The sequence below is a fragment of the uncultured Acetobacteroides sp. genome, from assembly GCF_963667355.2.
In the GTDB taxonomy this organism is placed as follows: domain Bacteria; phylum Bacteroidota; class Bacteroidia; order Bacteroidales; family ZOR0009; genus Acetobacteroides.
This window is the reverse complement of sequence record NZ_OY763328.2, coordinates 1,333,551-1,356,727: the sequence shown is the minus strand read 5'-3', so window position 1 is coordinate 1,356,727 and position 23,177 is coordinate 1,333,551. Positions and strand designations below refer to the sequence as shown.

Below are 23,177 nucleotides of genomic sequence, written 5' to 3'. Positions count from 1 at the left end.
ATTTATGCTGGAATTACTCGAACATCACAATAAAGATGAATTTATGAAGATCACGTGGGCTAAACAAAAGAATAGGCGAAAACTCGGTGAACGCATTAAGGCCGCCAACCAATTCTTATTCTCGGATATTTGGAAGATATCGCTTGCCCAGCATCCTAAGCAAAAAGGTAATCGGTGGATACAATCTCTTCGGATTGCCATGCTCGCCGTCAGAGGATTTAAGGAGGATAACGTGGCGATACGGGCTTCTGCGCTTTCCTTCTTCACCACCATTGCCATTGTGCCCATCTTTGCAATGTTCTTTGGTGTTGCCAAGGGGTTTAACCTCGACAAAAATCTGGATGCCTTCCTAAGAAGCAAGTTTGAGGGGCAGCAGGAGGTGCTAACCTGGATTATAAGCTTCTCCAACTCTCTTCTTGAGAAAACAATGGGGGGGCTTTTGGCGGGAATCGGATTTGTCGTTCTGCTTTGGTCGGTACTAAGGGTGTTCGCCAATATAGAGCTTTCGTTTAATGCCATTTGGCATCTCGAAAAGGGGCGAAACCTTACCCGTAAGTTCAGCGACTACTTTTCGCTGATCCTTGTCGTGCCTATCCTGCTTATTGCATCGAGTAGCGCCAACGTCTTTTTGGCAACAACCCTGCATAGCATTGCCAAGCAGTACCAGCTTTTTGGATATGTTGCCCCCCTTTTCCTGTTTCTGCTAAAGCTGGTTCCGTATCTTTTAGTTGGCATCCTGTTCACCATTATTTATGTGGTGATGCCCAACACCAAGGTCAACTTTAAGGCAGCTTTGATAGCGGGGATAATTGCCGGATCGGCGTTTGAACTGGTTCAGTGGGGGTATATCCACTTCCAGGTGGGGATGTCGCGCAACAACGCCATCTACGGCAGCTTTGCCGCGCTTCCGCTGTTCATGGTTTGGCAGCAAACCAGCTGGATTATTGTGCTGGTGGGGGCCGAAATCTCGTTTGCCATACAAAACGCGCATCTCTACGAGTACGAGTACGAAATTGAGAATGTGAGCAACAACGATCGTAGAACGCTCTCGGTGCTGCTGATGTCGAAGATCGTAAGGCAGCACATCAACGGGGCAACACCTTACACCTGCGAGGAGCTTTCGGAGGAGCTGCAGATGCCGGTTCGAATGGTAAGGCTGCTGCTAGGCAACCTGGTTAAGGGGAACCTGTTGGTTGAGACGTATACCGATGATCCTAAGAGTAGGGGGTATGTTCCCGCCGTTTCGGACGATTCGATTACCATTTGTAGGATCTACGACATCCTCGATCACCTCGGGGTCGACGATGTTATCCAGCCCTCGGTTGAGGCGTATGCCCGAATCTGCTCCATTACCGATGAGATGGATCAAAAGATCATCAATAGCGATTTAAATGTTCGGGTGATGGATCTGAGCTAGCCCTACCCTAGGCATAAAAAGCAAAAGCTACCTGACGGGTAGCTTTTGCTTTTTATGGGGATCTTGGTTTTATGCCTGATGCCTTACGGGAAATTTTCTCCTTTCGATGCTCCGAGGCCCGCTTCTTACGAAGGAGTCGGCTTAACGGTTGTAGCTTTCCTGGCGATGTCTCTTCTCCCTAAAGTGGCTTGCAATAAAGAGGATGCCTACAACAAATATCGGGAAGGTAATCATCATGATGATGCCAATACTCATGCTAACCGAGTGGTTTATGCCGTAGTTGTGCTGGTAGATCATGGGGCTTACCGCAATGGCAGCAAGGGTAAAGATGATGCCGCCAACCAGCTCCCTCCTCCATGCGATGATGAGGAAGATTATCAGAAGGAACGTTGGCGTGAGGTTGACAAAGAAGTGGGCAAGCTGCATCAAAACGATGTCGTTGGGCGAGAAGGCATCGAATGCAAATATGCTTATGAAGATAATGTCCAGAATGCAGATGATTCGTGGAATCCAGTGAAAATTCGAGATGGAATCTTTCATAGTATTCAGCTGTTTAGTGCAACCGTTGGCTAATAACGCGAGCATGCGTGGTTTTATTTCGCTAGCTGACATAAATGTAGCAATAAAACGCAATTGGGCGAAAGCGTTAATCGTTAAATGTGATTTTTTTTGATCGCGCATGCTGCCGGCACCTATTGTAGGCATGCTGGCAAGGTGCTGATGACCTGCAAGTCGGAGGCTGTCATCCTGCCTATCCAGCGGAGATTGCCATCCAGCTAGGTAATCGACGAAACGGGCGAGCCTGCCCTGCCCCAGCTGCCACCCCCGCCGTTGCCTGCTACAGCCTCGAGGGGCAAGCGCTGTGGCTCTCGACTCTCCGTCTGAGCGACATTTTGGTTGTTGGCACGTAGTAAAAGGTGCTGTGGATGCCTAAAACCGTACTTCCGAAGTAGTAAAAAGTACTTTCCAGGTAAGATGCCGTACATCGGGAGGTATATTTCTACCTTCTCATTGCATAAATATTACATGGAAAGGTATTAAAATACATTCGTAGGTAATAAATATACCTTGGTTAGGTATATTTATACTTCCCAGAGGTATAAATATACCATGTTAAGGTATAATAATACCTCGAGAGGTAAGATTTATTACTTGCCAGGTAAGAGCGCGGCGGTTGAAGCTCTGGCTTTGATGTTTTTTCCTTCGGTTTTCTAGTTTCCAGCCGCAGCGTTGAGGTTGGCGACAACGGGCTCGACGCTTTTTGCTGCTCCGTCGAGGTTTCTAGGTACAAGCTGGTTGCTGGAAGGTAGAAAAAGGGGGTGGCCGAGCATCTCCTAGCGCTTGGCACCCGTAAAGGTGACGTCGATGACGATGATCTCTGGTCGGTTGCCGATTCTTACGGGCGGCCCCCACGAGCCGTAGCCGTTGGATACGATGATGCTGGTGTTCCCCTTCTTCAGGTAGCCGCTGCTTACTTCGAATATGGCTTTGGTGAGGTAGTTGAAGGGCCACAGCTGCCCGTGGTGGGTGTGCCCCGAGAGCTGGATGTCTACATTTGCCGCCGCAGCCTTGCCTAGCTCGAAGGGTTGGTGGTCGAGCAGGATGATGGGCTTCGAGGTATCCACCTTGTCGAGCAGTTCGGCAACCTCCTTGCGCTTGTGTCCTGTTGTTCGGGCGCTTTCCCTGTCGTCGCGACCCGCGATGTAGAACGAGCCGTCGATAAGGGCAACGGAGTCGCGGAGCACCGTTATCCCGTGGTTCTTTAGGTACATCACGGCGGCTTCGGCTCCGCCAATGTACTCGTGGTTGCCGGTTATGGCGTAAACCCCATCCTTCGCAGCGAGCTGCTCCAGCTTTCGTCCGAGGTTGCGGCGGATCACCGGACCCAAATCCTCGTCGACAATATCGCCGGCAAATAGAACGATGTCGGGCTTCTGCTCGTTAATGAGCCTAACCAGCTTGCCCACCCTCCGCTGGGCGATAATGGTGCCCATGTGGATGTCGGAGGCGGCAACAATCCGTAGCTGCTTGCGGGGGCCTCCCTCTTTTGCGATGCTGATGTTGTAGTGGCTCACCCTGGTCCATACGGCATTGATATGCCCAATAACGATGATAAGAAAAACAAGTGCTGCAGCTCCGCCCAAAGTCCATAGGCGAACGGAGGGGAGGTTGTCGCCAAAGGCTTTCGCCATCCACGGGTAGGCGACGTTGGATAGGCGGGCAATATCTACTAGTAGGACAATCAGAAAGAGGTAGAGCATGGCCGCCAGCCAAAACGAGCCAACCCAAACGACGGCATCCGTAACGGGCGATGTCCAGTAGCGCTCGACGATTCGGCCTAGCGGGAAGCAGATAGCCAGCGCCCAGAAGATCCAAACAAAGGAGGTGCGTAGCTGCGTGCCTTTAGGGAGCGCCATCAGCCCATGCCTGTAGATGTAGAAGTTTACCAAAAAGTAGATGGTAAGTACAATGGAGAAGAAGATGAGGAATGCCGATGCTTTCATGATGTGCAGCTTGTTTACTGGCGACAAATGTAGCAAATAGCCGATGAGAACCGCCTCGCGGAAATTACACTATGGCTTTAGGTCGAGAAGTTTATTTCTGGATGGTAAAGAAAAAAGGGTAGCCTTAGTGGGCTACCCTCGCTCTGTATCTAAAAGGGATTAAATCCGCTCTAGTAGCTTGGTCATAATCTGGGTCATCTTTGCCTCAGCTTTTTTGCCAACTTCCTGAACCTCCTCGTGCGATACCTCTACAATCTTGCCGGGTACGCCTAAGTCGGTAATGATGGACATCGCAAACACGGGAATGTCCATATGGCGGGCTACGATAACTTCTGGAACGGTCGACATGCCTACGGCATCGCCTCCGATGATGCGGAAGTACTGGTATTCCTTAGGAGTTTCAAAGGTTGGTCCGGTTGTTCCCACGTAGCACCCACGCATAACCCTAATGCCTAGCTCCTTTGCAATAGCATCAGCCTTGTCCATCAGCTCGTAGTCGTAGGGCTTGCTCATGTCGGGGAAACGAGGTCCTAGCTCGTTAATGTTTGATCCAATAAGTGGGTTAGGGAGCAGGTTGATGTGGTCGTTGATAATCATCAACTCACCGATCTCGAATTCGGGATTCATTCCACCGCTGGCGTTCGAAACAAAAAGGGTTCTGATGCCAAGAAGCTTCATAACGCGAACTGGGAAGGTTACCTGGTTCATGTTATATCCCTCGTAGAAGTGGAAACGACCCTTCATTGCCACTACATTTTTGCCGCCAAGCTTGCCAAATATTAGCTTCCCAGAGTGTCCTTCCACGGTTGATATTGGGAAGTTGGGTATTTCGGTGTATTCGAGTTCTTTCTCTACTTCAATTTTGGTTGCTAATCCACCTAATCCAGTACCTAAGATGATACCTACCTCTGGCTCATTTTGAATTCGTTGTTTTATGAATTCTGCCGTAGCTTGAATTTTCTCTAACATACCTTACTATTTTGTTGAGTAAAACATTATCGGTACTATCCGACAATTTTGCTTTAATCGGCACAAAATACAAATAATTTTTGACTTCTTCGGGCAGGTCTAGATCCAGAAGGCGCTTGGCATCCTTTTCGGTGGTTATCAGGTTTGCCTGCTGATCGTACTTTTTGAATGTACTTACAATAAGGTTGATGTCTTTCGGGGTGAAGTTGTGGTGGTCGGGGAATATTAGCGGTTGTACGGTTGTGCCCGCCGATTCCACATGGTTTACAAAGGGTTTTGGGGCCGCAATTCCTGCAATTACGATGGTGTTTTCGCTCGTTTTGTAGGGCGCCGCAGCTGCGAATAGCGGTTTGGGTAGGTCGTAGTCAATATGCGAGAAGAGGAGCGTCTGGTAAGGGTAAAGCTGCAGCTTCTTCGTCAGAATTCGCTTGTCCATCGGCGACAGAGTTGGCGGACATTTGGTGATGATGACCACGTTTGCTCTGTGAATTTGGTCGTAGGAGTCGCGTAGATTCCCGATGGGCAGCATGGTGTCCTCCCAAGCGGGTCGGTTGAAGTCGATGAGGATGATGTTTAGCCCTGCTGATATTTTTCTATGCTGAAAGGCATCGTCGAGTAGGATGATGTCAACATCGGGGTATGCTTCGGTGATTTGGGAAACACCTTCAACGCGATTGGCATTTACGAATACGGGGATGGATGGGAATTTTTGCTTGATCTGAAGCGGCTCGTCGCCTACTTTTGATGAGTTATCTGTCGAGAGTACCTCGCAGCTTCCCTTATGCTTCCGCTTGTAGCCACGTGAAAGAACGGCAAGCTTATAATCTTTGGAAAGAAGTTCGATGAGCAGCTCAATATGTGGAGTCTTTCCTGTTCCTCCGACGGTAAGGTTTCCTACGCAGATGGTAGGTGTCGAAGGTGCGTGACTTTTTAGAATCTTAGTGTTGTAAAGGATGTGGCGTCCTTTAACTACTAAATAGAACAACCCTGCAAGCGGTGATAGAAGTACCTTTCCTAAGCCTTTATCTCTTTCCACAATTCAGTTTTTTTTCAAATGTATCAAATATACTTGGGGAAAGGGAAATGTCATTTAGGTCTTGATAGACTTCACAATAAAAAAACACCCACCAGGTTAATACCAGTGGGCGTTTTATATCAATTGTTTATTGACGATTTAGTTTGAAATGCCGCCGTTTAACGGTATTGTGCATTTAGCAATGTTTAATTATTGGTGTTTACTTCATTTGTATCCAGAAAGGCATGCGAGTCTGTACACCCTGGTTCTTTACAAAGCTGCGGATTTCGTTGTAGCTCTCAAATGCGTCGCCAAGTTGCCCCTTTGCAAAGTAGGTGCTGATCGATTCGCCTGTGAAATCCTCAAGTATTTCCGAAAATGCATCTTTCTGTTCGGGAAGTTCCACAACTCGGTATTCTTTTACTCTGGCGAGTTTGGCAGCCTCCGCAATAGCATCGGTAAGCCCACCAATCTTATCAACAAGCTTCAGCTTTTGAGCCATTAACCCACTCCAAACTCGGCCTTGTCCAATGCTGTCGACGTAGGATGCGGGTAACCTACGTCCGGCAGATACGTGACCGGTGAAGGTTTTGTAGACACGCTCGATTTCCATCTGGATAACCTGATTCTCATTGGATGATAGCGAGCGGAATGGAGTGCCTAGATCGGCATGTTCATTGGTTTTTGCAACATCAACCGATATGCCTAGCTTATCCTTAAGCCCTTTCTGTACGTCAAAGAGAACGCCGAATACGCCAATTGATCCGGTAAGCGTTGTTGGTTGCGCATAGATAACGTTGGCAGGCGCTGTAATGTAGTATCCGCCCGATGCTGCATAATCTCCCATCGATACCACAACAGGTTTTACTTTGCGGGCAAGATCCATCTCCCTCCAAATAATATCGGATGCAAGCGCGCTACCTCCAGGTGAGTTTACGCGAAGCACGATAGCTTTGGTGTTCTCATCTTTGCGTGCTGCTCTAATCGCGTTGCTGATTTCTTTTTCCGATAGGTTTTGTGAATCAGATCCCATCACCACTTCGCCATTTGCATAGATGACGGATATTTTTTCGTGGGAGAATTTTTCATCTTTCGCTGCCACCTGATCGTACTTGGTAATGCTAATGGCTTCCGGTTCTTTGCCTTTTTCTAGCTTCGCAAAGGTGGAGAGCTTCTTGATAAGCTCATCTTTGTAAAGAAGCCCATCAACAAGCTTTGCTTTTACGGCAGATTCTCCATCGGATACTGACATGTTGTTGGCAATGCTGTTAAGTTCCTCAGTTGAGATGTTGCGGCTTTTGCCAATTTCTGAGGTAATGCTTCCCCATATCGAGTTGAGCAGCACATCGAATTGCTCGCGGTTGGCAGGACTCATCTTGTCGAGCATAAAGGGTTCAACAGCGCTCTTAAACTTGCCGTGGCGGATGATTTGAGCGTTGATGCCCAACTTTTCCAGTGCACCTTTATAAAACATCACCTGAGCCTTTAGTCCAAGCATTTCGAGGTTGCCCTCTGGGTTAAGGTAAACTTTGTCAGCCGCAGATGCTAGATAGTAAGCAATCTGGGTGTAGGTGTCGCTGTAGGCAACTACAAACTTTCCCGACTTTTTAAAGTCGAGGATTGCATTGCGGATCTCCTGAACAGTTGCAAATCCTCCAGCGTTTATGGTGGATAAATCCATGTAAACACCGACTATGTTTTCGTCGTTTTTGGCTTTCTTGAGGTTGTTGACTATTGTGTTCAGCCCAATAGACTTGTTGCTTCTTAGTCTTTTTATGTCGAGGTTCTCGAATGGATTTTTGGATGACCTTTCAACGATCGGACGATCCAGTTCCAGCTTCAGTATGGTCTTGGGGGATATTTTTACCTCCTCTTCGGCACTTGACATAATTGCACTTATGATACCTAACCCTATAAGGATCAGTAATCCGAGAGAGATTAAAACTCCTAAGCAGGAGCCTAAAAAGGCTCTAAAGAATTCTTTCATTGCGCTTAACAGTTAAGTTGTTAAATTTGACTCAATTTAGCGAATATAATTGAGTTGCTAAGTTAGGTAAGATAAGATTATTACCAAAATATAACTTGAGGAATAAAGCAGATGAAACTATACCTGCTAATTGGCGGAAATCAGGGCGATAGATTGTACATGGTGAATGAGGCTAAGCGGCTAATTTCGATTTATATTGGATCGATATTGCAGGAGTCGAAGGTGTACGAAACTGCTCCGTGGGGATTCGAGGCAGCCGAAGGTTTTCTTAACATGGCTCTGCTGGTGGATACCAACTTAGATGTTGTAGAGGCAATTGCAGCCTGTCATAGGGTAGAAGATATGCTGGGGAGAGTTCGTAATGCTGTTGAAAGATACTCTTCTCGAACTATGGATGTGGATATCATTTTTGCCGATGATATGGTGGTAAATACACCTTTGCTGCAAATACCCCATCCTCGGATGCAGGATCGGAGATTTGTACTAGTGCCGTTAAATGATATTGCGTCAAATTTTGTTCATCCGATCTTTAGGAAAAGTGTTAGTACTATGCTTGCCGAGTGTAAGGATGATGGAGATGTTGTCGTATTTGGTTCAACCCCAAAATAAGAAAAGCGCCATGATAAATATCTGGCGCTTTTTTATGGAAGAAAAAGAAATTTCTATAGTTTTTTGCCGAAGGCAAGATCGCCGGCATCGCCAAGTCCTGGAACGATGTACTTCTTTGGCGATAAAACGGGGTCTACAGCTCCTGTCCAAATGGTGACATTCTTTGGATCTGTGTTTGCTACGGTGTAGTCTAACCCATCTTTACTTGCAATAACCGAAACGATATGGATGTGCTCTGGCGTTCCGCGTTCGAGAAGTGCATTAAGGGCAAGCACCATCGATGATCCTGTTGCGAGCATTGGATCTACCAAAATAAGGTGCTTTTTATCTACGCTTGGGCTCGACAGATTGTCGAATTGAATGTGGAACGTGCCGTCTGGATTGTAAACGCGGGCTGCGGAAATGAATGCGTTCTCGGCTTTGTCGAAGTAGTTGAGGAGTCCGTCGTGAAGAGGAAGACCTGCTCTGAGGATTGAAGCAATAACTGGGGGCGGAGATGGAATCTTGACTTTGGCAATGCCTAGTGGAGTTTGAACCTCCTCGATACCCGATGGCATCGTTTTGCTAATCTCATACGCGAAAACTTCGCCAATTCGCTCTAGGTTTCTTCTAAATCTGAGGCTGTCGCCTTGGATGTTAACATCCCGAAGTTCAGCTATAAACTGGTTTAGGAGAGAACTTTGCTCCCCAAGATTGATGACCATATTTTTTTGTTGTAAAAAATCCTCCAAAGGTATTAATTTCTTGCTGCATCCATCTTGATGGTGTTAGATTGTAAGGTTTTCTAAGATAATTTCACCTAAAGGAGGCCCTCGTCAGCGAAGCTGAAGTATTGCCCATGTGCTACAATCACGTGGTCGAGCAGCTGGATGTCGAAGGTTGCCGCTGCGTGCTTAAGCTTTTCTGTGATGTTTTTATCCGCATCAGAAGGAAATCTGTTTCCCGAAGGGTGGTTGTGTATGGCGATGATGCCGCTAGCAAGGTTGTCTAGTGCTAGCTTCATGATAATGCGGATGTCGGTTACTGTGCCGCTCATGCCACCCTGAGATATCCGGTGCTTGTCGAGAATCTTATTGGAGCGATTGAGGTACATCACCCAGAACTCTTCGTGAGGGAGGTCGGCAAGTAGCGGCTGGAATATCTCTGCAACATCGCTGCTGGCGGAGATGCGCTTGCGTTCGAGGGGTTCTACGACGCTTCGGCGTCGACCAAGTTCGAGTGCTGCAACAATGGCAATGGCTCGTGCTTCCCCAATCCCCTTTACTTTGCAAAGGTCTTTTATGGATTGTTTTCCGAGCTCGGCAAGGTTGTTGTTGCAGCCGTAAAGTATCCGCTTTGCAACCTCTACAGCTGTTTCGTCTTTAGTTCCGGAACCGATAAGAATAGCTAAGATTTCGGCATCGCCAAGGGCAGAAATGCCTTTGGCGAGGAGTTTTTCGCGAGGACGATCTTCAACTGACCATTCCTTAATGCTTAGCTTTTTGGAGATGTAGCTATCGTTCATACATATTGATATTGGTATGGTAAAGATAGCATTTTCGGATCAAGCGGAAAAGTTGGGAATCAGCCAAAGAATCGCTCCCTTTGCGATTGTGGGCATACCGAACAGCTCCCCGAAGGGGCTTGTGCCGAGATGTAGCTAGGTGGTCTTTCCATCTGCAGTTCGGGAAGGAGGATGGCCTAAAAACCCTCGTCGAGGAGCCAGCTCGAATAGGTGTTTTTTTGCTGCGTTTAGGTTCGGAACCTAAACGCTTCGGCTCAGAGACGAGGCGTTTATCCAGAACGTCGGGGCATTTCGTCAAAATGTCGCAACGAATGTCTGCTGCAACCCATTCTTTCGGCTAAATGACGGTTGCTTTCGGTTCGTTGGCGCTCTGAATGGTCGAAATGATCCAACGAATCGCTGTTTTAACGAAAACCCGCGACTCGGAAACCAAACAGTCCGTTCGAACGTCGAATCATGCCGATGAAATGGAGGTTCTACCCGATGTTTCGGCGAGTCCTTTCGATAATTTGGAGGTTTACCCCGATAATGCTACGAATGGGGTCGATGAAACGGCGCTTCGGCCTCATAAATCGCCGAACATCTTCGGTGAAACACCAGAAGTGTCCGTCATCCATATGATCTGCCTGGGCTAAATGCCGAAACCGATCGGCTGGGAGTTTCTCCCCATCTACGGTACGTCCTAACGGATGGGCTCGTATCCTATAGCGAATGGCGCTGTGTCGAGGCACCAGCATGCCCGGTAACGCAGAGGACTCCCAAAATCCTTCAACGCCAAAATCAAGGTGTTTCGTGCGCAGATCGGGGGGCACGAAATATTTACTCCTTCCTGTTATGGTAAGCCAATCTACGTGTAATGCGGTAAATCCCCTGCCTTTCCGCTTGATCTATTTTTACTTGGCGCTGCACCAAAACAAGTTAGGCCGTACTTTATAGTACAGCCTAAAATTCATATTGTAAAGGGTAAGTTATGCTAACTTGTTAACGTGAAGTTGAATGCTGCTTTTAAGGTTTGCAGCCTTATTCGTATGAATCACATTAATTTTTGCTAGCTTATCAAGCATAGCGCTAACCTTTGGAAGGAGTTTTACAGCAGCTTCCTTTTCGGTAGTGTTTCTCAATGCCTTTAGAGCATTACGAGTCGTCTTAGCATAATATCTGTTGTGCAGTCTCTTAGCGATGCTTTGACGGTTTCTTTTTTCAGCTGACTTATGATTTGCCATTGTACAAAACTTGCTTTTGAATTAGTAGTCCATAGGGGAATCGAACCCCTGTTACAAGAATGAAAATCTTGCGTCCTAACCCCTAGACGAATGGACCGTTCTGTTTTTGCAATCCCTAGTAGGGCATTGCGGGTGCAAAGGTAAGTCAAAAAATTATATCTGCAAGTATTCTGATAAAAAAAATAGAAGAGGTGCCATGCGGATATTTAGGTCGACATTTCAGTTATAATGTTATCTGTATTTAATTGCAGGCTAATTCAGATGAAATGTTTATGGAGGTGTGTTAGGAGATGGATTAGTCCTAGTGTGTCTCTGTTGGGGCTAATCCATCTCCAAGTTTATTTGTTTGAGATTTCCAGAGCAAACGCCTTTAGGTCAACACCAGAGAAGTTTCCTGATGTCATAATTAGCAGGTTCGCATTGGTGTAATCTTGTTGTCTGAGTACGCCAATAAGTTTTTCGCTTTCGGTGAAAACTTCAACATTACCGCCAAACGATGCCTTTACCTCATCTGGGTTGATCTCTGGCAGTTGTTTGTGCTTAATGGTTTCTGGGTTGAAGTAAACGTAGGCAACATCCGCTTTGCTCATTGTTCCGTTATACTCTGAGAGAAAGTCCTTGTTTAAGCTGCTAAAGGTATGGAGTTCCATGCAGGCAACTAGTTTGCGGTTGGGGAATTGCTCCTTGACTGCTTTGGTTGTTGCCATCAGTTTAGATGGTGAGTGGGCAAAGTCAAGGTAAATGTTTGACGACTTGTTGGAGGCAAGAAGTTGAAGGCGTTTAGCCGCTCCAGCAAAGGTTGCTATTGCATTGTAGAAGGTGTTATCGCTAACGCCTATCGCATTGCATATAGCTTTTGCACCTGCAATATTCTGTAGGTTGTGCTCCCCAAAAATTTTGAGAGGTATCCTTAAATCTCCAGCGATAAGTTGGCAGATGCCGTCAACGATTTCGTAGGGATGCGTGGCGTAAGCCTCCGTCTTGATGGTTGATTTGGCGTTGGCAGCAATCTTCGAGAGATGCGCATCGTTGCCAAAGTAGATAAATGTACCTCCATCTTCAACTAAATCCGAGAAGATCTCGAACTGCTTAACGTAGAAATCGAAGGTGGGGAAAACGTTGATGTGATCCCATGCAATCCCGGTTACGAGTCCAATGTTGGGTTTGTATAGGTGGAACTTTGGTCGTCTGTCAATAGGAGATGTAAGGTATTCGTCGCCCTCGAAAACTGCGTATTTGGCATCGTCGCTAAGGCTAACCATGGTGTCGAATCCGTCGAGTTGGGCACCAACCATGTAGTCAAACTTTATGTTGGCGTGGCGAAGAACGTGCATTACCATTGCGGTGGTCGATGTTTTACCGTGGCTCCCTCCAACTACAATACGGCATTTATTCTTGGTTTGCTCGTAAAGATATTCTGGGTAGGAGTAGATTTTTACGCCCAACTCTTTGGCTCTAACTAGTTCCGGATTGTCTTCTCTCGCGTGCATGCCAAGGATGACTGCGTCAAGATCAGTGGTGATTCTTTCGGGAAACCATCCCATTTGAGAAGGAAGTATTCCTTTTTGTTCGAGTCTGGTACGCGAAGGTTCGAATATTTCGTCATCGGAACCCGTAATGGTGTATCCCTTTTGATGTAGGGCTAATGCGAGGTTGTGCATTGCGCTACCGCCTATGGCAATAAAATGTACTCTCATAGCTTTTGTGGAGGTTACCTTGCTGCTGCAAGTTTTCGGTTGTCAAAGATAAGCGAAACGGCAATTGGGCGGATGCAACTGCTAATATTTATCGCTGTAATTCGGTGAATAGGCTTATTTTTACCTTCAAATAAACCTAATTTTAGCGACGATGAAGCTTTTCCCTCTTAATATTACCAACTTTAAAATAGATGGTGGTGCCATGTTTGGCGTTGTGCCAAAGACGCTTTGGCAGCGAACTTATCCTGCTGACGATGCAAACCTATGCTCTTGGGCATTGCGGAGCATGGTTATTGTAGTTGGTAGGCGTGTCATCCTTATTGACGATGGCTTTGGCGATAAGCAGGATGATAAATTTTTCAGCCACTTCCACCTTTTTGGAGGAGAGGGGCTACTTGATGGTTTAGCAAAACTTGGTTATCATGCGGATGAAATTACCGATGTTGTTTTAACCCATCTTCACTACGACCATTGCGGTGGAGGAATACGAACGAATCCTATAGATGGACGCTACGAAACCGCTTTCTCCAATGCGAAGTTTCATATTTCGCGTGCTCAGTGGGAGTGGGCCGTTAATCCTAATGCTCGTGAGGCTGATTCGTTTCTTAAGGAAAATATTCTGCCTATGCATGAGTTGGGCTTGGTGAACTTCATAGATGGTCACTGTTTCTTAACCGATGAGGTTGAACTTCGGATCTTTAATGGTCATACTAAGGGGCAGATTATCCCAATTATTCACCATCCGAAAGGTAGTCTTGTCTTTGTTGCCGACTTATTTCCTTCTACTGCCCATATTCCACTTCCGTATATAATGAGCTACGATGTTGAGCCAATGGTAACGCTTCGCGAGAAGGAAGATTTTTTGGAGGAGTCGTTGTTAAAAGGGTACACCTATTTCTTTCAGCACGATTTTTACACCGAGTGCTGTACGCTGCATCGGACAAAAAAGGGGATTAGAGTCGATCGGCGATTTTCACTAGATGAATTCTAATGATGAAGCACGTAGTTGCTTTTATAAAAAGAGCCCAAGCGTTTTTCCTTTTATGAAAAATGCTTGGGCTGTACTTTTTGTGTGGAAATTCAGTTTTATCTGGCAACAAAGATAAACGAGTAACTGTCGGAAAGAAGTCCGTCTCCGTTAAATGCTCCATAGAGGTCAATGTCGTAAAAGCCGGCATTCTCAAGAAAGAATAGGGCTTCTTCTGGTAGAAGAGGGTAAAGCTTTTCTTGGTTCTCAAGAATCTTTCCATCTTTTTTAGTGAGAAGTCTTGTCTTAAAATAGAGAGGTTCCCCTGGCCCTGTAAACTGGTAGCCTCGCTCGAAGCTGATGTGCTCGTTGTCAATTGTTGGAAGACCAGTTACCATCTTGTCGAAAATGCGACGATAGTTGATGATCTGTCCGAAAAACGTACCTCCTGGTTTAAGAAGCGTTTTGGCCGTCTGGAAAAGGTTCTCGATAGCGTCTGGGTCGCCAAGATGTACCAAGGAGTTCCCAAAACTGAAAATGGCATCAAACGACTCGGCTTTGAAACTCCGTTGGAGTTTAGTCATGTCTTCAACTAAAAAGACAGGATTCTTCCCCTTAAATTTGGATTGTGCGACATCGATCATTTTGGGATCGTTGTCGATTCCTACGACTTTGTAGTCTTCTTCAGCCAACGCTATGGCTAAACTCCCTGTTCCACAACCTAAATCTAATACCGAGATGTTTTTGTCAGATGGAAATCTGTTTGTCAAAAACATCTTTTGTAGCGGATTTAGCGGGAATATGTAGTCGTAATTGTCCGCAATACTGCTATATGAGTCACTCATCGTTTTTGGTTTTAATATTTGGTCATTGGTAGCTATAAAATTTCTTCGTTAAATTAATGCAAAATTCGGCAAGATGCCATTCTGGATTAATTATTTTTTCATAATGATGATAATCATCATTGTGCGATTAAAAATTGATGCATGACTGTAACGTCATGCATGTAACGTATACAAAGGTATACCTAATTGGCTTTGATTTAAAGGGGGTGTATTACACTATATTTAAAGTTGCTGAATATTATATGTTAAATAAAAAAGGTGGCATGCGCCACCTTTTTTATTTTAGGTTATAGTCTTGCTCTAATTTTCTTTCCTTCTTCTTCAAATCCGGGCTTTTCGAGTAGCGCAAACATGTTTGCCTTGTAGGCTTCAACGCCTGGTTGGTTAAATGGGTTGACGCCAAGCATGTATCCACTGATTCCACAGGCTTTTTCGAAGAAGTAGATAAGGGCACCAAGGTTTACCTCGTCGACTTTCTCGATGTTGAGGCGGATAGCAGGAACTCCACCGTCGATGTGGGCTAGGATTGTGCCAAGTTCTGCCATCTTATTTACATAGTCGATATGTTTATCAGCAAGGAAGTTTAGCTTGTCGAGGTTTTCCTTATCGGCAGGAACACGAAGGTCGCGGTTTACGCTTCCAATGCCTAGGAATGTTTCAAATAGGATTCTTTCTCCTTCTTGGATGTATTGTCCCATTGAGTGAAGGTCGGTAGAAAAATCTGCTGCAGCAGGGAAAATACCTTTATTTTCCTTGCCCTCGCTTTCGCCGTAGAGTTGCTTCCACCACTCAGCCATAAAGTGCAGCTTAGGGTTGAAGTTTACAAGCATTTCTACTTTTTTGCCTTTGCCATAAAGTACGTTGCGGATGGCTGCATACTGCTCTGCTGGGTTTTGTGCAAACGCGACTTCTGGTTTGCATTGCTCTGCCATTTGTTTTGCACCATCAACAAGCTTGGCAATGTCGAATCCTGCAACAGCAATTGGTAGCAGGCCAACTGGGGTGAGCACGGAGTAGCGTCCACCTACATTATCTGGAATTACGAATGTTTTGTACCCTTCGGTATCGGCTAGCTGGCGAAGCGCACCTTTCGATTCGTCGGTGATGGCTACGATTCTGCGTTTTGCCTCTTCTTTTCCGTATTTTTCCTCAATATGTTGCTTGATTAGTCGGAATGCGATGGCAGGTTCGGTTGTTGTACCCGATTTCGAAATCACGATGCAGCCAGCTGACTGTGTTTTTATGTAGTCAAGTAGCTCGGCGTGGTATTCTTCGCCAATGTTGTGACCGGCATAAACGATATGTGGGTGTGCTCCCTTTGTATATTGTGTGAAGCTATTCGAAAGCGCATCGATAACCGCTTTTGCACCTAGGTATGAGCCGCCAATGCCGATGACAACCACTACGTCAACACCCTTTGAAAGGGTTGCTGCTGCCTGCTTAATGTCGGCGATGTGCTCGCTTGAAATTTCGTATGGGAGGTTAACCCATCCTAGGAAATCGTTGCCTTTTCCGGTGCCATCATGCAATGCCTTGTTGCTCTCCTTTGCAAGTTGGCTCAATCCTTCAATCTCCTGAGCAGCCGCAAATGCTGCGGTTTTGCTGAGATCTACATTGACTTTTACCATTGTGATAATCTTTTGTTTTGTTGAAAAATATGATCGCTCTTACTTTGAATTCTATTTAAGCTGGTCTACCAATCTTTTTATGGTTGGTCTTGGGTTTGCTTCTTGGTAGAGGATGCTGTAAACGGCATCGGCGATGGGCATATTTATGTGATACTTGTCGTTGATGGCGTAGATGCAGCTGCTGGCATAGTATCCTTCGGCAACCATGTTCATTTCGGCCATTGTTGCTTTAACGGTGTATCCTTTCCCAATCATGCTGCCGAAAGTTCGGTTTCGGCTAAAGTTGGAGTAGCAGGTAACCAGTAAATCTCCAAGGTAGGCTGATGTGTCGACCTTGCGCTTGCTCGGATAGGTGCCGTCGAGGAAGCGCTTTATCTCTCGCTGAGCATTTGACACCAGCACCGCTTGGAAGTTGTCGCCATAGCCTAGCCCGTGGCAGATGCCCGAGGCAATTGCATAGATGTTTTTCAAAACGGCGGCGTACTCTACTCCGTAGATGTCGGTTGTGGTGGTCGTCTTGATGAACTGGCATTCGAACTTATCGGCGAGCATTTGCGCATTGTCGCGACTTTTGCAGGCCAGCGTAAGGTAGGATAGGCGTTCGAGGGCTACCTCTTCGGCGTGGCAGGGGCCTGTTACTACCCCGATATTGTCGAAGGGTATTCCGTAATGCTGGTTGAAGTATTCGGCAATCGTAAGGTTGCAGTCGGGAACTATTCCTTTAACTGCAGATACGATGAACTTATTCTTTATAGAGCCGGTGATTTGCTTGAGAGAGTCGACCAGAAATGCCGATGGAATAACCACGATCAGCACATCCGCCTCCTCAATAATTCGGTTGATGTCGTTGGTGAGCCATACCTTCTTCGTGTCGATGTTTATCGAGCTTAGGTATTTTGGGTTATGCCCAAACTGTTCGATGTGCCTTAGGGCATCCTCTGATCTTACGTACCAGCCGAGCGAATCTATGCTGTAGCTGAGAATCTTTACGATGGCGGTAGCCCAGCTTCCGCTTCCGAGAACGGCGTAGCGCGAGGTGGGAGACAGGGATATGCTGCTTTTTCGTTGCATCAGTGTGTGTTTAGTAGTGCTTTCGTGGTTCACCAAACCGTTTGGTCTTAAACGTGGGGCAGTCGCACGCTTTCTTCTTGCTGGCAGTGCTGCTGGGGTGGGTGGCAGAGCAACCGGCTCCAACGAGAAGTGCCGCTGCCAGAATTGCTAGGTGTCGGCATAGCTGTTTGGTATGGTGTACCATTTTTGCCTGTAAATTTACGATAAAACGATCGATAAGTGGTCGAGCTGAGCCCGTAACCTTTCGTTCAACTTGTGCGAGCATTAAAAAAACAAAAAGGCACCCATTAGTGCCTTTTTGCAGCGGTAGGTATCGTTTAGGCTTCAACCCAGCCCTTAACAGCGTCGGCTGTTGGGTTGGTTAGCCCTAGCTTGTGCTTCTTGTTCATGCCGCAAAGCTCGTTGAAGAGCTTGCCTGCAGGAATTTTTTTCATCGACTCAACCGTTAGGTAGCCCATCTTCTGGATTACGGCAACCCACTCTTCTGGAACTCCGATGGCGGTGTAGGCGGCGGCATCATCTTTAACCAGCTTCTTTTCGGGGCGCATTTGTGGGAAGAAAAGAACGTCCTGAATGGATGGCTGGTTGGTCATGAGCATGGCGAGGCGGTCGATGCCGATGCCCATACCCGAGCAGGTTGGCATACCAAATTCCAGCGCACGCACGAAGTCCATGTCGATGAACATCGCCTCGTCGTCGCCCTTCTCCGAAAGCTTCATCTGATCATGGAAGCGCGCTAGCTGGTCGATGGGGTCGTTCAGCTCCGAGTAGGCGTTGCAGAGCTCCTTGCCGTTCACCATCAGCTCGAATCGCTCGGTGAGGGCGGGGTTGCTGCGGTGGCGCTTGCACAGCGGCGACATCTCGATGGGGTAGTCCGTCACGAAGGTGGGCTGGATGAAGTTGCCCTCGCACTTCTCGCCGAAGATCTCGTCGATCAGCTTGGCCTTGCCGAAGGTCTCGTCAACCTCTACGTCCAGGTTCTTGCAAACGGCTCTTAGCTCATCCTCGTTCATCGCCGAGATGTCGATGCCGGTGTACTCCTTGATGGCGTCGAGCATGGTGATGCGGCGGAAGGGCGCCTTAAAGTCGATCGTCTTGTCGCCGACCTGCACCTGGGTGGTGCCGTGCAGCGCCATGGCTACCTTCTCGAGCATCTGCTCGGTGAACTCCATCATCCAGAAGTAGTCCTTGTAGGCCACGTATATCTCCATTACCGTAAACTCGGGGTTGTGGGTGCGGTCCATTCCCTCGTTGCGGAAGTCCTTGGCGAACTCGTACACGCCGTCGAAGCCGCCCACGATGAGCCTCTTCAGGTAAAGCTCGTTGGCGATGCGGAGGTAGAGCGGTATGTCGAGCGCATTATGATGCGTGATAAATGGTCTTGCCGATGCACCTCCAGGGATTGGCTGAAGGATGGGGGTTTCCACCTCTAGGTAACCCTTCGAGTTGAAGAACTCGCGCATGGTGCTGATGATCTTGGCGCGCTGGATGAACACCTCCCTTACCTGAGGGTTCACGATCAGGTCCACGTAGCGCTGGCGGTAGCGCTGCTCGGGATCGGTGAAGGCGTCAAACACCTGCCCCTCCTTCTCCTTTACGATAGGGAGTGGACGGAGCGACTTGGAGAGCAGCTTGAGCTCGCTTGTGTGGATGGAGAGTTCTCCCGTTTTGGTGATGAAGACAAAGCCCTTAACGCCGACGATGTCGCCAATGTCCAGCAGCTTCTTGAAGAAGGTGTTGTACAGCGTTGGGTCGCCCTCTGGGCAGATGTCATCGCGGCGAACGTACACCTGGATCTTCCCCTTTTCGTCCTGCAACTCGAAGAACGACGCGCTGCCCATAATGCGGCGGGTCATCATTCTACCGGCGATGCTTACCTCCTGGAAGTTGCCCTTTTCGGGGTCGAACTGGGTGCGGATTGCTTCGGTGTTGGCGTTAACTTCGAACCGTTCTGCGGGGTATGGGTTGATGCCCAGCTTTTGCAGCTCCTCCAACGAGTTGCGGCGTATTATCTCCTGCTCGCTTAAGTCTAAATTGATCATCTTGGGATTGACAATTTTTGTTTGAATCGCAAATATAGTAATTATTAGTCTTTTTGTATTTCGAAGATGCGGCATGCCGGATTTCGCGCCTCGGATTTTCGATCTGGACGCGGTCGCCCCCAAAAGCATCGGGCGAGTAGTGCCATTAGGCGCGGGCCAAGCGGGGTGAGGCGCCACGTTTTTCAGCGGTGACGCGCTTTGGATCGGGTGCGACGCTGCCTTTCTGTCATGTAATAGGCTTTGGATCGGGTGCGTCAGCCTATTTTTGGGTTGTGATGCTGTATTTCTGACAGGTGACGGTCTTTGAATCGGTTGTGACACCGCCTTTCTGTCATGTAACGGCCTTTGGATTGGATGTGACACTGCATTTCTGTCATGTGACGAACCCTTTTTGGGGTGTGACAGACGTTGGAACGGTTGTGACGATTCATTTTCTGCCTTCGACAGTCATTGGAACGGTTGTGACAGCTCATTTTCTGCCTTCGACAGGCTTTGGGACGGTTGTGACGATTCATTTTCTGCCTTCGACAGTCATTGGAACGGTTGTGACAGCTCATTTTCTGCCTTCGACAGGCTTTGGGACGGTTGTGACAGCTCATTTTCTGCCTTTGACAATCGTTGGAGCGGGTGTGACAGCTCGTTTTCTGACATTTACGCGCTTTGGAGCACTTTTGCCGGCGGGAGACCCCCCTAAAATGATGAAAGGGCAACCTCACGGTGGCCCTTTCATGCTGGCTGTTGGATTTATTTGCTAGCAACAGATAATGGGATTTAATCTGTTGCCCTTTCTTCGTAAGTAATTCTTGAACGAAGAATAACTTAAGAGGGAATTCTTATGTTACAAAAGTAGCGATTCTTGCAATGTTTTTTCACGATTGCGACAATTATTTTGGTAAGTGGTCGGTTTTTGCCGATAACTGGTCGGTTTTTGCCGATAAGTGGTCGAAAATTCTACATTTTTGAAGTGCTCTCCAAAAAATCGGCTTTTCGCCTTCGCGAGATCTCAACTTTCGATCCGTCGCTCATAACGGCGTATCCGCCAGTGCCGTTGATGTACGCTTTGACGTGGCTGATGTTGATTATCGCAGAAACGTTAACTCGCATGCAATTGTACTCGGACAGCATTTCGTCGAGGTCTTTTAGCGTTTTTGAGCTGTGGAATATCCGATTGTCGGTGAGGTAGACGGCGGTGCTCGTGTCGTCGTATTCGCAGCGGATGATCTCCCTTATTTCCGCGAATATGGTTTGCTTTGCCCCTGTAATCGCAACCTTTTTGGAGTCGGATTTGATGTTGCGGAGGTTGTCGAGCAGGTTCCCAATCTCGGGGACGTTGATGATGCTTTCGGTGCGAAGCTTCTGCATGATCTTCTTAACGGCAGCCTCTAGCTCGTTCAGGTTTATGGGCTTTAGGATGTAGTCGATGGCGTTAAACTTGATCGCCTTCAGCGCGTAGCTTTCGTGGGCGGTTATGAACACAACATGGAAGTTGTGCTTCCCGATGTTCAGCAGAAAGTCGAAGCCGGTTCCCGAGGGCATCTCAACGTCCAGAAATACTACTTGAGGGTTGTACAGCTCCATGCACTCCATGGCTTGCGGTATCGACGTGCATTTCGCCACAACTCGGATCTCGGTGCCAAACTTTCTTTCCAGAATTAGGGATAAAGTGTCTATGCAGTTTACCTCATCGTCAAGGATCAATGCTTTTATCATGACTAGTAGATTTCTTCGTAGGGAATTAGAATTGTGGCTATGGTGCCATGCTTGCTGGGGTCGCATTCGGCGATATCCGTAATCGTAATGTGGTTGACGCTCCTGCTGCCGCTGACCTTATGCGCCATCTTAAGGCGCTCGGCGGTAATTGTCATTCCTGCTGACTCGTGGGGGGCTAGCAGCGACTTGTTCGACTTGGACTGGTTGATGCCAACCCCGTTGTCCTCTATCCGTGCAACCAAGAAGGGGCTATCCAAGGTGCAGGTTATCGTGATTTCGCCCTTGCACTCGTGCGAGATCGGTGCAATGCCGTGCCAGATCGCGTTTTCGACAAACGGCTGGATGGCAAGCGGCGGGATGGCAATGTTGTCGGGGTCGAGGTTGTGCTGGATGCTGATGCTGTATTCGAAGCTGTTCGACAGCCGTTGCTTCTCGAGCTCGAGGTAGAGCTTCAGGTGCTCGATGTCCTTCGAGAGCGGCGTGAGGTTCTTTTTCATCGACTCCATGGTTTTGCGCATGAGCATGGAGAAGTTCGACAGGTATACCGATGCCTGCTCGGGCTTGTTCGACCATATGAACTTCTGGATGGAGTTGAGCGAGTTGAAGATGAAGTGGGGGTTGATCTGCGAGCGCAGAAGCTTAAGCTCGAAATCGTTGGATGCTTGAATCGCCTTACTGGTGATTTTTCGCGAGAAAATAAAGGTGATCAGCAGCGCCAGCGTCGAGCAAAGCACCACAATGATGAGGGAGTGCTCGCTTTTCGATCGCTCTAGCTCCTTTATTCGGTTTTCGGTGATGAGCTGCTTTATCCGGGTATCCCTCTTCTCGATCTCTGATATTTGCTGCAGCTCGGCAATCTCTTTTTGCGCATACTCTCGGCTAACCGAGTCTTGGAACTTCAGGGTCTGCTCGTAGGCGTTGAGGTAAGCCGTGTGCCTGTTTGTGGATTTGTAAACTGACGAGAGAAAGCTGTAGGCCTCGTAGGCGGTGCTTTTCGACTTTATGCGTTGCCCAATTTGCGCTGCCTTTAGGGCGTTGTTTTCGCAAAGCGCATATTCCTTTTGGGCGAGGTTGATTCTAGCAAGAGCAAGGTAGAAGTTGGCAGAGTCAATAGGTATGGTTTCTCCGCTCTCCGAGAGCGCCAGCTTGGCAAAATAGATAGCCTTATCCGTCTTGTTGATCTTTAGGAAAACGTTGCAAATGTCAGAATAGCAAATGCGGATACCTCGCTTGTTGCGTAGCTGCCTGTTGATGTTGAGCGATTTGAAGTAGTGGCTGATTGCCTGCTTGTGATCTTTCTTTAGCGCGTATGCGGCTCCAATATTTTCTAGGTTTATTGCCTCGCCAAGAAGGTTTCCGCTTGAGTGGGCAATTCGTAGCGATTCATTGAATATCTCAATTGCCTTGTCAGGTTGGCTTAGCGTAAGGTGTATGTTGCCAAGCCCGTTGAGGGCGTACCCTTTTATTCTGGAGTCTCCAATTGCCGTCGCAGTCTCAAGTGCTTTTTTATGGTTGATGTAAGCGTTTTTTAAATCGTCGAGTTGCCTGTAGGATGATCCGATGCTGTTGTAGTTGATGGCAATAAGCCTGTAGTTTTTTACCAGGCGTGCATACTCAATAGATTTGATGTAGTACGATACCGCAAGGTGGTAGTAGGCTTCGTCGTATCTGGTTGACGCAATTTTAGAGTAGGCAAGAGCGGATAATGAGGTGTTTTTGAGTAGAAAGGAGCTGTCGAGTAGGTGCTGTAGATAGTCCGATTTTTGTTTAGGCGTTTTCAAGTGCGATGGAATGGCTAAGCAGCCATCGTTGTCGGTTTCAATTCCATATCCGTTTGTCGCGAAAATTAGAGATAAAAGAGCTATAGGCATTAGGAAAATGCAGAAAGTACGGGCTAGGTAGAAGGTCGGTTTATAATATTTGCGCATAGAGAAGAGAAATCGTAGTCACAAATTTAAAAGTATTTAGTTAACCTGAGAGTTTTTTACC

The 23,177-nt window shown here is 47.4% G+C and carries 20 protein-coding genes, 1 tRNA gene and 1 pseudogene; 5 read left to right on the top strand and 17 right to left on the bottom strand.

Annotated elements, in window-relative coordinates:
• Positions 1 to 43 precede the first annotated feature (43 nt).
• Positions 44 to 1,417, top strand: a complete 1,374-nt coding sequence (locus ACHZA1_RS05755; RefSeq protein ID WP_320054278.1) for a YihY/virulence factor BrkB family protein — start codon at positions 44 to 46, stop codon at positions 1,415 to 1,417.
• Positions 1,418 to 1,558: 141 nt separating this feature from the next.
• Here ACHZA1_RS05755 and ACHZA1_RS05750 read toward each other — a convergent pair whose 3' ends face one another.
• The 6 genes from ACHZA1_RS05750 to sppA all read right to left on the bottom strand — a co-directional run bounded on the left by ACHZA1_RS05750 (position 1,559) and on the right by sppA (position 7,793).
• On the bottom strand, positions 1,559 to 1,957 hold the full coding sequence (locus ACHZA1_RS05750; RefSeq protein WP_320054277.1) for a hypothetical protein: 399 nt from the start codon (positions 1,955 to 1,957) through the stop codon (positions 1,559 to 1,561).
• 236 nt (positions 1,958 to 2,193) lie between these two features.
• The gene (locus tag ACHZA1_RS05745; RefSeq protein ID WP_320054276.1) at positions 2,194 to 2,403 is read right to left on the bottom strand and encodes a hypothetical protein; all 210 of its coding nucleotides are present in this window, start codon (positions 2,401 to 2,403) and stop codon (positions 2,194 to 2,196) included.
• Between the two features lie 348 nt (positions 2,404 to 2,751).
• Positions 2,752 to 3,921 (bottom strand): metallophosphoesterase, encoded by a 1,170-nt coding sequence (locus ACHZA1_RS05740; RefSeq protein WP_320054275.1) that lies wholly within the window; start codon positions 3,919 to 3,921, stop codon positions 2,752 to 2,754.
• Positions 3,922 to 4,080: 159 nt separating this feature from the next.
• Positions 4,081 to 4,890, bottom strand: coding sequence for a purine-nucleoside phosphorylase (locus ACHZA1_RS05735; protein ID WP_320054274.1), 810 nt, complete (start codon positions 4,888 to 4,890; stop codon positions 4,081 to 4,083).
• Positions 4,835 to 5,926 carry a tetraacyldisaccharide 4'-kinase gene (lpxK, locus tag ACHZA1_RS05730; protein ID WP_320054273.1) on the bottom strand — a complete coding sequence of 364 codons (1,092 nt, stop codon included), beginning with the start codon at positions 5,924 to 5,926 and terminating at the stop codon, positions 4,835 to 4,837. The genes ACHZA1_RS05735 and lpxK overlap by 56 nt, the downstream gene beginning before the upstream one ends.
• A gap of 199 nt (positions 5,927 to 6,125) precedes the next feature.
• Positions 6,126 to 7,793, bottom strand: coding sequence for a signal peptide peptidase SppA (gene sppA, locus ACHZA1_RS05725; RefSeq protein WP_320054272.1), 1,668 nt, complete (start codon positions 7,791 to 7,793; stop codon positions 6,126 to 6,128).
• A gap of 210 nt (positions 7,794 to 8,003) precedes the next feature.
• Between sppA and folK the strand changes: the two genes are divergently transcribed.
• Entirely contained in the window at positions 8,004 to 8,501 is a 498-nt protein-coding gene (folK, locus tag ACHZA1_RS05720) for a 2-amino-4-hydroxy-6-hydroxymethyldihydropteridine diphosphokinase (RefSeq protein ID WP_320054271.1), read from the top strand.
• A gap of 53 nt (positions 8,502 to 8,554) precedes the next feature.
• Here the strand turns inward: folK and upp are convergent, their stop codons facing one another.
• Positions 8,555 to 9,205 carry a uracil phosphoribosyltransferase gene (gene upp, locus ACHZA1_RS05715; RefSeq protein ID WP_320054270.1) on the bottom strand — a complete coding sequence of 217 codons (651 nt, stop codon included), beginning with the start codon at positions 9,203 to 9,205 and terminating at the stop codon, positions 8,555 to 8,557.
• A gap of 95 nt (positions 9,206 to 9,300) precedes the next feature.
• On the bottom strand, positions 9,301 to 9,918 hold the full coding sequence (gene radC, locus ACHZA1_RS05710; RefSeq protein WP_394701076.1) for a DNA repair protein RadC: 618 nt from the start codon (positions 9,916 to 9,918) through the stop codon (positions 9,301 to 9,303).
• Here radC and ACHZA1_RS05705 point away from each other — a divergent pair.
• Positions 9,918 to 9,971, top strand: a pseudogene (locus ACHZA1_RS05705) (hypothetical protein); the annotation flags it as partial. The gene radC and the pseudogene ACHZA1_RS05705 overlap by 1 nt on opposite strands.
• Before the next feature lie 1,002 nt (positions 9,972 to 10,973).
• Here ACHZA1_RS05705 and rpsT read toward each other — a convergent pair.
• The 3 genes from rpsT to murC form a co-directional block, all read right to left on the bottom strand.
• Positions 10,974 to 11,228, bottom strand: a complete 255-nt coding sequence (gene rpsT / locus ACHZA1_RS05700) for a 30S ribosomal protein S20 (protein ID WP_320054268.1) — start codon at positions 11,226 to 11,228, stop codon at positions 10,974 to 10,976.
• A 25-nt stretch (positions 11,229 to 11,253) separates the two neighbouring features.
• Positions 11,254 to 11,325, bottom strand: a tRNA-Glu gene (locus ACHZA1_RS05695).
• Between the two features lie 241 nt (positions 11,326 to 11,566).
• The gene (murC, locus tag ACHZA1_RS05690; protein WP_320054267.1) at positions 11,567 to 12,925 is read right to left on the bottom strand and encodes a Mur ligase family protein; all 1,359 of its coding nucleotides are present in this window, start codon (positions 12,923 to 12,925) and stop codon (positions 11,567 to 11,569) included.
• A 151-nt stretch (positions 12,926 to 13,076) separates the two neighbouring features.
• On the opposite strand from murC, the gene ACHZA1_RS05685 reads away from it, so the two are divergent.
• Positions 13,077 to 13,916, top strand: coding sequence for an MBL fold metallo-hydrolase (locus tag ACHZA1_RS05685; RefSeq protein ID WP_320054266.1), 840 nt, complete (start codon positions 13,077 to 13,079; stop codon positions 13,914 to 13,916).
• A gap of 95 nt (positions 13,917 to 14,011) precedes the next feature.
• On the opposite strand, the gene ACHZA1_RS05680 is transcribed toward ACHZA1_RS05685, so the two are convergent.
• The 4 genes from ACHZA1_RS05680 to lysS form a co-directional block, all read right to left on the bottom strand.
• The gene (locus ACHZA1_RS05680) at positions 14,012 to 14,737 is read right to left on the bottom strand and encodes a class I SAM-dependent methyltransferase (protein ID WP_320054265.1); all 726 of its coding nucleotides are present in this window, start codon (positions 14,735 to 14,737) and stop codon (positions 14,012 to 14,014) included.
• Positions 14,738 to 15,024: 287 nt separating this feature from the next.
• Positions 15,025 to 16,365, bottom strand: a complete 1,341-nt coding sequence (locus tag ACHZA1_RS05675; protein WP_320054264.1) for a glucose-6-phosphate isomerase — start codon at positions 16,363 to 16,365, stop codon at positions 15,025 to 15,027.
• A 51-nt stretch (positions 16,366 to 16,416) separates the two neighbouring features.
• Positions 16,417 to 17,412, bottom strand: coding sequence for an NAD(P)H-dependent glycerol-3-phosphate dehydrogenase (locus tag ACHZA1_RS05670; RefSeq protein ID WP_394701075.1), 996 nt, complete (start codon positions 17,410 to 17,412; stop codon positions 16,417 to 16,419).
• Between the two features lie 341 nt (positions 17,413 to 17,753).
• The gene (lysS, locus tag ACHZA1_RS05665) at positions 17,754 to 19,475 is read right to left on the bottom strand and encodes a lysine--tRNA ligase (RefSeq protein WP_320054894.1); all 1,722 of its coding nucleotides are present in this window, start codon (positions 19,473 to 19,475) and stop codon (positions 17,754 to 17,756) included.
• A 353-nt stretch (positions 19,476 to 19,828) separates the two neighbouring features.
• On the opposite strand from lysS, the gene ACHZA1_RS05660 reads away from it, so the two are divergent.
• Positions 19,829 to 20,233 carry a hypothetical protein gene (locus ACHZA1_RS05660; RefSeq protein WP_320054262.1) on the top strand — a complete coding sequence of 135 codons (405 nt, stop codon included), beginning with the start codon at positions 19,829 to 19,831 and terminating at the stop codon, positions 20,231 to 20,233.
• Between the two features lie 196 nt (positions 20,234 to 20,429).
• Here the strand turns inward: ACHZA1_RS05660 and ACHZA1_RS05655 are convergent, their stop codons facing one another.
• The gene (locus tag ACHZA1_RS05655; protein WP_320054261.1) at positions 20,430 to 21,188 is read right to left on the bottom strand and encodes a response regulator transcription factor; all 759 of its coding nucleotides are present in this window, start codon (positions 21,186 to 21,188) and stop codon (positions 20,430 to 20,432) included.
• Between the two features lie 2 nt (positions 21,189 to 21,190).
• Positions 21,191 to 22,969, bottom strand: coding sequence for a histidine kinase (locus tag ACHZA1_RS05650; RefSeq protein WP_320054260.1), 1,779 nt, complete (start codon positions 22,967 to 22,969; stop codon positions 21,191 to 21,193).
• Positions 22,970 to 23,177: the final 208 nt, after the last annotated feature.